At 38.4% G+C, this 9,421-nt stretch carries 9 protein-coding genes and 2 tRNA genes; 1 reads left to right on the top strand and 10 read right to left on the bottom strand.

All coding sequences use genetic code 11. The features are described 5' to 3' along the window. Positions 1-344: 344 nt before the first annotated feature. The 7 genes from ILA26_RS00635 to tes all read right to left on the bottom strand — a co-directional run bounded on the left by ILA26_RS00635 (position 345) and on the right by tes (position 5,062). Positions 345-417: transfer RNA gene (locus tag ILA26_RS00635), tRNA-Phe, on the bottom strand. A gap of 3 nt (positions 418-420) precedes the next feature. Beyond that, a tRNA-Val gene (locus ILA26_RS00640) sits at positions 421-492 on the bottom strand. Between the two features lie 169 nt (positions 493-661). Continuing rightward, complete coding sequence (locus ILA26_RS00645) at positions 662-862, bottom strand: histone family protein (protein WP_042691314.1); 201 nt, start codon at positions 860-862, stop codon at positions 662-664. A 206-nt stretch (positions 863-1,068) separates the two neighbouring features. Continuing rightward, positions 1,069-2,343: a tRNA (N(6)-L-threonylcarbamoyladenosine(37)-C(2))-methylthiotransferase gene (locus tag ILA26_RS00650; RefSeq protein ID WP_292892924.1), complete on the bottom strand. Its 1,275-nt coding sequence runs from the start codon at positions 2,341-2,343 to the stop codon at positions 1,069-1,071. An 11-nt stretch (positions 2,344-2,354) separates the two neighbouring features. Continuing rightward, positions 2,355-2,975, bottom strand: a complete 621-nt coding sequence (locus tag ILA26_RS00655; RefSeq protein WP_292892926.1) for an HVO_0476 family zinc finger protein — start codon at positions 2,973-2,975, stop codon at positions 2,355-2,357. Between the two features lie 12 nt (positions 2,976-2,987). Then, a complete protein-coding gene (hacB, locus tag ILA26_RS00660) occupies positions 2,988-3,473 on the bottom strand; it encodes a homoaconitase small subunit (RefSeq protein WP_292892928.1) in 486 nt (161 codons plus the stop codon). Positions 3,474-3,565: 92 nt separating this feature from the next. Further along, positions 3,566-5,062 carry a tetraether lipid synthase Tes gene (tes, locus tag ILA26_RS00665; protein WP_292892930.1) on the bottom strand — a complete coding sequence of 499 codons (1,497 nt, stop codon included), beginning with the start codon at positions 5,060-5,062 and terminating at the stop codon, positions 3,566-3,568. A 148-nt stretch (positions 5,063-5,210) separates the two neighbouring features. Between tes and ILA26_RS00670 the strand changes: the two genes are divergently transcribed. Further along, the gene (locus ILA26_RS00670; protein ID WP_292892932.1) at positions 5,211-5,771 is read left to right on the top strand and encodes a CDP-2,3-bis-(O-geranylgeranyl)-sn-glycerol synthase; all 561 of its coding nucleotides are present in this window, start codon (positions 5,211-5,213) and stop codon (positions 5,769-5,771) included. Positions 5,772-5,805: 34 nt separating this feature from the next. Here ILA26_RS00670 and ILA26_RS00675 read toward each other — a convergent pair whose 3' ends face one another. From ILA26_RS00675 to wecB, 3 genes are read right to left on the bottom strand one after another with little or no spacing between them, the layout of a single operon-like run. Next, positions 5,806-6,828 (bottom strand): hydantoinase/oxoprolinase family protein, encoded by a 1,023-nt coding sequence (locus ILA26_RS00675; RefSeq protein ID WP_292892933.1) that lies wholly within the window; start codon positions 6,826-6,828, stop codon positions 5,806-5,808. A gap of 3 nt (positions 6,829-6,831) precedes the next feature. Further along, the gene (locus ILA26_RS00680) at positions 6,832-7,920 is read right to left on the bottom strand and encodes an ATP-grasp domain-containing protein (RefSeq protein ID WP_292892935.1); all 1,089 of its coding nucleotides are present in this window, start codon (positions 7,918-7,920) and stop codon (positions 6,832-6,834) included. Further along, entirely contained in the window at positions 7,904-9,226 is a 1,323-nt protein-coding gene (gene wecB / locus ILA26_RS00685) for a UDP-N-acetylglucosamine 2-epimerase (non-hydrolyzing) (protein WP_292892937.1), read from the bottom strand. Before wecB ends, ILA26_RS00680 begins: the two co-directional genes overlap by 17 nt. Positions 9,227-9,421 lie beyond the last annotated feature (195 nt).

The raw sequence follows: 9,421 nt of genomic DNA on the forward strand, positions 1-9,421 counted from the left end.
CCACAATTAATATTGCACAACATATCCTTTGTAAATTAATTCTATATAAAAAAAGAGCAAGAGCATTTGGAAAGTAATCAAATAACGTACTCAAAACAATTTTTCACACCCAAAACAATATTACAATCAACATAAAAAAAAATGTATACTGAAAAAAAATCATGTAAAAAAAAATAACATCCAAAAAAAACACAAAATAAATAAAAATAAAAGTTATTAAAAAAAAATAGTACACAAAACAGTGCAATTCATCCACGACCTAAAGAGGTCATAGTATTCTTGCATTATAAAGATAAAGATAGCATTCGCTAAAATGAAAATTTCTTAAAAACAAGATAATAGAATGCCATGGGCCGGACTTGAACCAGCGACATCCAGATCTTCAGTCTGGCGTTCTCCCATCTGAACTACCATGGCATATGGACCGAACGAGATTCGAACTCGTGATCTCCTCCACGTCAAAGAGGAATCATACCCCTAGACCACCGGTCCTATACAACATACTATGGTTTGTATAAAGTAATATATAAAGTTTACTCAGTTGAATAGAACTAGCAGTGAAAAATAAAATTTTTAATAAAATAAAAAAAATTGACCAAGAAAAATGGCCAATAGATTTTTATTTAAAAAGCTTTTTTTTGAAAATAACCAATTAGTGAATCTATTTGATTGCTAATTTGATATCTTCAGCTTTTACAGTTTTTCTACCAGCGTGGCGTGCGAAATTTACAGCTTTTTGTGCGATTTCGTCACCTTTTTCTTCTAATGCTTCAGCTAATGCAATTTTTGCATCGTCACTAATTCTTTGTGCGCCAGCATTTTTTAAGATACGACCGACTGGTGCGATTGGTAATTCACTCATAATTACACCTCCAATTAAATGATAGTATACAATAGTATATAAAGGTATCGGTAAAAATGGATATAAATGCCCCATATCATAACATAATAACTGATACAATATACTTTTAAAATTTGATAAATAATATAGGCATTACAAAAATTTAAAGGATAAAAAATAATAAGATTATAAAAATAAGAATAAAGATAAAAAATCAAAAATAAATCTTATAATAATTCGCTTTTAAGATAAGTTGCGGTTGCTTCTGTTATCTTTACATCAACAAAAGTACCTAACTCAACATCATCAACAATAACTGGAATATAAGAATCTGTTTTAGCAATGAAACCACCTTTTGAACCTTCTTCCAAAACTAAAACCTTTTGAGTGGTTCCCACCAATTCCTTGTTTTCATCCTCGGTTATTTGTGATTTGATTTCAGATAAAAATTTTGATCTTTTTTTCATTACAGGGCGTGGAATTTCAGTCAGTGAAGATGAGATTGCACCTTTCCGATGTTGGTATTTTGACAGATGAATTAAACTTGGTTTGATTTCCTTTAGAAGTTCCACAGTTTCATCAAAGTCATCATCACTTTCTGTTGGATAACCCACAATTATGTCCACTGCAAGTGTAATGTCAGGAATTTCACTCTTGAATTTTGATATGATCTCCTTGTATTGGGATATTGTGTGACCCCTTCTCATGTCCTTGAGAACCTTGTCACTTCCGGTTTGAACAGGCAAATGTATAAAATCATATACCTTCGGATGTTTCATCGCATCGATTATTTCATCAACATCATTTAAAATGTTTTTAGGATGCATCATTCCAACACGAACTCTGAAATCTCCTTCTAAATTAGCCACTTCTTTAATTAAATCAGATAGTTTTTCACCACTGTCACGGCCAAATGCAGCAGTGTCCTGAGCGGTCAGCTGAATCTCACATGCACCATGGTCAAGGGCATCGCGAGCCTCGCGAACAATGTCATCAATAGGATAACTGTTCAATGGTCCACGGGCAAAACGTGTGCAGCAGAAGGTGCATGCACCCAAACAGCCCTCACAGATTTGAATGATGTGAATCAGACTATCATCTGTGACCTTTGGAACGCAAACTTTGGATTCCTTTGAGAATCCCACTTCACGAATGACTTCCCCACAATATGTTCCCTCAACGATTTCGGCAGACTTGTTCAACTGATGAGGACCAATCCAGGAGCAGTTGGGACCAATCTTGTCCAGTTTTTCAGGATCAATCTCCACCATGCATCCGCCGACGATGATTTTCTTGTCGGGATATTCACTTTGAAGCTTTTGGATTTTATAGACAACCTTGTTTTCAGTAGGCAGCTTGACATAACAGGTGTTTACAATGATAACGTCAGCCTCTTCAATTGAGTCTACAATATCGATATCATTTTCCTGCAATACCCCTGCAATAATCTGTCCATCAGCCTTATTGAAGGTACATCCATAAGATTCAATGTATACTTTCATTTGCTTTCACTCTATTTGGTTTTCTTAAAAATATATTTAGTTAAATCGTAATCATAGTTATTGAACTTGACCGGCTTTGAGTAAACCCTTCTGATAACTCCAGCTTTTGCAAATCCTGAAGTCAATTTCCTGTCCTGGGTCTTAATGACATGCACTTTTACAATATGCTTGTCGATTTTGACAACATCGCCGGGAGCTATTTCAAAACTTCTCTCAAGGTCAAGCTTATAGGAATCCACTTCACCATGCAAGTCAACTGAAAATCCAATACGTGCAGGAATTTCAACTGATGATGCCCAGATGGTGGTGATATCCTCAATCTTGGATTTGTTGACCCTTTTGTCTCCAACCTCGATACTGGTCACTTCAACCTGACCCAAGTCAGACAATAAAACATCCCCATTGCTCAATTCGTCACTTGGAGATAGGTCAATAGTTGTCTTGTGAGATTTGTCTTGCTCTGAAATAATCAATCTGTAAGGTTTAGGTTTTTTTAAGGAAACGACATCCTTGAATACATGACCGCAATCCTCACATTTAAGTAAGTATTCCTCTGTGAATTTCTTTTTGGTTGTTTTCTGTTTTGAATTTAAAATTTCGATTTCATCAGAACCACAAATTGGACACTCCATTTTCATGCCTCCCTAATCAGAATCATTTAAGTAATGGTTAACCAATCCACCATCTTCCAATATGCTCAACATAAATTCTTTGAACGGTTCGAAAGTTTTTGTCTCGCCGGTGGTTTCGTTAACTAAAGTTCCTTTTGACAAGTCTATGCTTATGACATCCCCATCCTTGGCCTCGATGTCGGAAACGATTACAGGCAATCCTATATTGATTGCGTTTCTATAAAATATTCTTGCAAATGACTTTGCAACAATTGCACTGACACCGGCAGTTTTAATTGCCACAGGAGCCTGTTCCCTTGAAGACCCGCAACCGAAGTTTTCATCGGCAACGATAATGTCACCTTGTTGGACATTTTGTGTAAAGTCAGGACGTTCCCCTTCAAGCACATGGTCAGCCAAATCCTGAGGATTGAATGTTCTCAAATATCTTCCGGGAATGATGACGTCAGTGTCGATATTCTCCCCGAAAGTCCATGTTTTTCCTTGAATAATTTCCATTAGTATCACTGTAAAATTGATTAATAAAAAAACGAAGTATTTGGGATTGCCCCAAATACAGAATAAGTTTGGGTGATTTTGTTATACTGTAATTATTTTAAAGGTTGTGCGAATTTTTGCTCTACGCTTTCACGGTACATTGAATTCATGGTACAGAATGGAATGATTCTTCCATCAGGGGTTGCATAATGGATAACACATTTTTTAACCCTGTCCTCATCAAAGTTGAATGGGTCCATGAAATGCATACATGAAATGAGCATTGCATCTTTTGAAAAGTCTCCTAAAGCGTTGTAATCCCCTTTGGCGAATACGTTTAACAGTACTCTTGTAATATCCAAGTCTTTAGGGGTTCTGCTTGGGTGAACCATCTTAGGAAGATTTCGGGTCAATCCTGCTAAAACCCTCTTACGGGATCCGAATTTACCTGCTTTAAGCTTTTCATTATATTCTTTCAATTTATCAAATAAGTCTTCCACATCAATGAAATCTGTAATAGGTATTAATTTGTCCATACCTGGACCTTCAGTCTTTTCCCTGAAGACATAAGTAGCGATACCACAGTGCTCATGACAGTTTAAGGTTACCTTAGCGGAGTCCTCTCCATCCAATAGAGAAATGAATTCAGCAATTGGCTCCACACTTGAAGGAGGATAAAATGCACTTACAGGAACCTGACCGTCGGTTTCCTCTTCAATGATTTTGACAAAGTCAGGAATGGTAATCCTTTGCTCTTCAACGTGGTCCGCAGGAGTTCTTCCAGCGAAGGATACCGGTTGGAAGTTAACGCCGTAGATGTTTTCACTATGGTCAAGTGCGAACTTGATGATTTCACCGACTTGGTGATCATTGATTCCTTTAACCAAAGTAGGAACGAGCACAACTCCTAATCCAACTTTTCTACAGTTTTCAATAGCTTGGAGCTTGTCTGGAAGCAAGTCTCTGCCTCTGTTGTTAATGTATGGCTCTGGAGTTACACCGTCAAAAGCAAGGTAAACTGTATTCAATCCAGCTGCTTTTAATTCACCAGCCAAGTTTTCCCTTTTAGCCAATCTAATACCATTGGTTGCTATTTGAACGTGAGTGAAACCTTCCTCTTTTGCCATTTTAACGAGTTCAACAATGTCCTTTCTGACAGTAGGTTCTCCACCGGCATATTGGATAGCTGAACATGGATGAGGCTCTAAGCTTCTTAAGTTCTTGAGCATTTGCCTGATTTCCTCTTGTGTAGGTTCGTATTTGTATCCTGCAACTGCAGCATTAGCGAAACAAACCGGACATCTTAGGTTACATCTGTTTGTAACATCAATCAATCCCAATACGGTTGATGTTTCATGTTTTGAACATAATCCGCAATTGCTTGGACATGCACTAACATCTTCCACACAAGGGTTTTCAACTTTAGTAATGGTTGGAAGGAAGTCTTCCATCCTATTATACAATTGAGCATCACTCCAATAAGTGTTTACAAACTCTCCGTGCTCATCACAAGTTTTCTTGATGTAGATTTTGCCGTCTTCATCATAAACTTCAGCATCTAGAGGCTTTCCACACTCTGGACATAAACTTTTAGTATCTTTTATCTTCAAGAAAATCACCTTCACTAACAATATTGCATCATTAGTACAAACTTACATAATATAATATATTTAAATCAATATCATATTTAAACTTAATTAAATAATATATATACTACTAAAAACAAAGTATACTTAATATAAGATTGGAGAAAAATTAATGGACTTAAATATCTTTTTATTTGGATGTCTAACAACACTTTACTTCATTTTACCAGCTTATTTTTCAAATGGAGGAGCGTTGGCATTTGGAGGAGGATTACCAGTTGATTTCGGTAAATCTGACAAAAAAGGAGTGCGTTGGATAGGCGACGGTGTAACATGGAGAGGAGTGATTGCCGGAACAATAATCGGAATAATCACCGGAGCAGTTCAAGGGCACTTGGCACCTATGATATTGCCTGAAATCGGACAATACCTAATAACACCAATCGTGACAAGCGTTCCACAAGGAATAATTGTTGGATTCCTGCTCGGTTTTGGAGCGTTGTTGGGCGATGCGTTAGGAAGCTTTCTAAAAAGAAGACTTGGAATCGGCAGGGGAAAACCTGCACCTTTACTTGATCAATTGGATTTCCTAATTGTTGCATTGATATTGGTCGCATTAGTAATTAAACTAAACTGGCTATTTGTTATAGTAGCAATCGTATTGACATTAATCATACATCTAATAGCAAACACCGGAGCATACCTGCTCGGAATTAAAGATGTTTGGTACTAATTTTATTAAAAAAAGAATTAAGAGATGATAACTCTTAATTTAAATATTTTTCCATCATTACTGCTGTTCCGACTGCAGGAGCAACAGTGCACTCATCATCTGTTAAGATATCACCCATGGACTTGACATTCAAACCTAAAAGTTCAGCAGCCCTTCTGTCAAGAATATCCTTTCCAAGGCCCGTTGTGACAATCAAGTCGAGGTTTTGGGTTTCATGAACTTGTTTTAAGCCATCTGCGATTTGTTCGACTTGTTTTTGGTGAATGAACTTGGACATCTCAACTATTTCATCCATGGAAAGCATTTCCAAGTCTGCACATACGACACGAGCGATTCTGCGGGCGCAGTCGATTTTGGATTTTCCTTCGCCATCGAAAGTGTCGCAAATGTAATCCTTTTCACTTATCAGGTCAAGAACCATGTAGACATCAGCAGTCTGTGCGAATAGCTCACTTGCCACGCGATATTCCTTGCCGTTTAATTCAACCTTGTCCAGGAAGCTTGCAAGATTTGTCCTCAATGTTCCGGTATAGACCAGCTCACCAGTGGCTGACCTGTCAAAGTCGGATTTTCCGATAGCACATTCCTTGCCGTCCTTGATTGGAATGATGTCTGTTGTGGTACTTCCAGTGTCGATAAATATGCAGTTGTCTGAAATCAATGTTGCAATCTGTGCTGTTGCAATCCAGTTTGCAGCAGCTGCCTTTAAAGGAGTTTCCTCTATTTCGTCCTTTGAAAGCATTCCATCAACACCCACATATGCGATTGGGCAGTCAAAAGTGTCCTCACATTTTCTTACAACATCAAGAACTCCGTCCTTTTTGGTGTCATATGCATCCACAAGCTCTGCAGTCATTGAAATACCCACAGCATCAATCTCTGAAACAGGGCAGATCTTTTCAATCAATTCAATCAATACTTGTGACAAGTCATCGTTATTGCTCCACATCGGCAAGTACTCGAAATCGACCTCGATGTTTTTAATCTCACCGTCTTCAAAGTCGATTACCGCCAAGTCGGTATTTGCTCCGCCTATGTCAAATCCTGCAATTTTCATAAATTATATTCTCCTAATTTGTAATGATTCTCCAGATTTCCTAAATTCAACTTCACCATCCAGAGAAATGTCTAAATCTTCAATATTCAATTCGCCGTCAATTAACTTGATTATGGAATCACCTATGTTGATGCTTGAAATCTGCTTCAGGCCAACATATGGTGTTGTGAACCTTGAGTTGATTTCCAAAAGATACACAGAATAGATATCCTTTTCATCATTGTTGATTAGCATGTCCACTCCAACAAATCCCTTCAGACCTTCCATGGCCTCAACGGCATTGGTTGCAATTTCAAAAGCCTCATCCTTATATTTGGAATCGAAAGGTATTTTTCCACCAAGATAAGTGCCCTTATCTCCTTTAAGTTCAACAAACTGTTGATTCAAACTTATTGGAATTGCCTTTTTGCCGTCAGACAGAAGACTGACACTTATGTCAACCCCATCAATGTACTCCTGAACGAGCACACGGGAGCCTGGCTTGAAAATCTTATCCAAGTCCAAGGTCAAATCCTCAATGTTTTCAATGATAACTATGTCCTCACAGTCAACTCCCATCAACGGCTTTATGATTAGCTTCAATGGAGTCAACGGGTCTTCGGCCTGCCACTTTTCATGGAGGTTTTCGATTGCCCTTTTCCAATAGCCTTTAGGATCTATCTTGAATCTGAATGACCTTGGCTGAGGAATTGTGTTCGGAAGCAATTCATAGGTCTCATATTTATCTGAAGATTTAAAGCAAGCCTCCGCTGAGGAGGTGTATGTATTGACGTTGTTGTCTTCAAGAATCTTGGTTATGTTGTAAAGGTTATTGTTGTTTTCAGCCGCAATGAAAATCGCATTGCTGAAATCGCCAGCATTGCCTTCAAGCCAACCTATGATGTTTTCATCAATCAGAATCGGATTGACATTATCATATTTCTTTACAATGCCCTCATATGACTTGTTGATTACCAAGTCAACATTGTAATCTTTCAAGTCATCCAGAAGTGCAAATATCAATTCTTCCGCTTCTGAAATAATGCATTTGTCCTTTTCACCTGAAGCGGTGAAATATTCAAACACCAAAATTGAATCATTCTCTTTTATCATAAGTAATCATCATCCCATTTAAGTTTAAATCGTCGGCAGGGAAGCACATTTTCTCACCATCAAAGACCATGTGAATCAGCGCATCCTCCTTGCTCTCAAAATCGGCGACAGTAATATCCTCCTCAATCATGGCCATCTTTCTTGTGAATGATGACATGATGTCTTCTGGAGCCTCGATATCAAGCAAGCCGTTATCATAATAATCCTCAATAGCATCGACTGTTGATTTTGCAGAGTCCCCCATGCCGTAAGGGTTCGGAGCGTTTCTCATCCTGTCTGCAAACTCCTTGTCTGACAAAATCATGTTTACATATTTCAATATTGCATCCTTATTTGATCCCACAAGAATATTTCCACCGGCAGTCACGGTTTCAGGCCGTTCTGTATTGTATCTCAGTGTCAATGCTGGAACGTCAAGTGTGATTGCCTCTTCCTGAAGGCCTCCTGAATCGGTCAGAACCAATGTTGAGGCTGAAGTCAGCTGCAGGAAGTCAAGATAACCAATCGGCTTTATGATGTGGACATGTTCCAGATTGTTAAGCTCATCGAACAGCCCGAATTTCTCAAGGGTGTTTTTGGTTCTCGGATGTATCGGGAAAACAATGTTCATTTGGGTCAACTCTTTTAACGCATCAATGATATTGACCACACGCTCCCTAATGTCAACGTTTTCCGCCCTGTGCATTGTCAATGTAAGGATATTGTCCATATTCCCAATGTCAAGCCTTGCAAGGGATTCCTCCTGAATTCCCCTTTTTCTTGCAATTTCCAAATGCCTGTGACATGCATCCACAACCGTATTGCCGGTTATGAAGAGGTTCTTTCTTGAAAAGCCTTCTGCCAAAAGGTTGATTGCGGATTCCTGTGTGGGAACGAAATACATTGTGGAAACTCCGTCTGCAACTATACGGTTTATCTCTTCAGGCATTGTCATGTCAAATGACCTGAGGCCCGCCTCGACATGACCCACTGCAATATGCATTTTGGATGCCACAAGGGCACCTGCAAGAACCGCATTGGTGTCACCCTGAACAAGCACTATGTCCGGCTTTTCCTCTAGGAGAACCTCTTCAATGCCCTCCATCATCAGTGCAGTCTGCTTTGCATGGGTTCCGGAGCCCACATGAATGTTGTAGTCAGGGGCAGGGATTTCCAAATCATCAAAAAAAGTTTCAGACATTTCCTTATCGTAATGTTGGCCAGTGTGCAAGACGATTTGATCGATGCCTCTCCTTGAGATTTCATCAATGATTGGAGCCATCTTGATAATTTCCGGCCTTGTTCCCAAAATAGTTGCAATCTTCATAATATTATTATATATCTATTTGAATAGTTAAAAATTTTTATGAAATAAAAAAAATGGCTCTTTCAAAAACTTGTGTGATTTTTTTCTTTTTCGTTTTTTATGTTCCAGTGATTTAATTTTAGCATGAATCTGCTTAAAAGTCCTTGTTCTATTTTCATTGTTCTTTTTATGTGTTTTGGAAATACTTTTTGGAAG

Origin of the sequence: Methanobrevibacter sp., assembly GCF_017940815.1 — an archaeon.
In the GTDB taxonomy this organism is placed as follows: domain Archaea; phylum Methanobacteriota; class Methanobacteria; order Methanobacteriales; family Methanobacteriaceae; genus Methanocatella.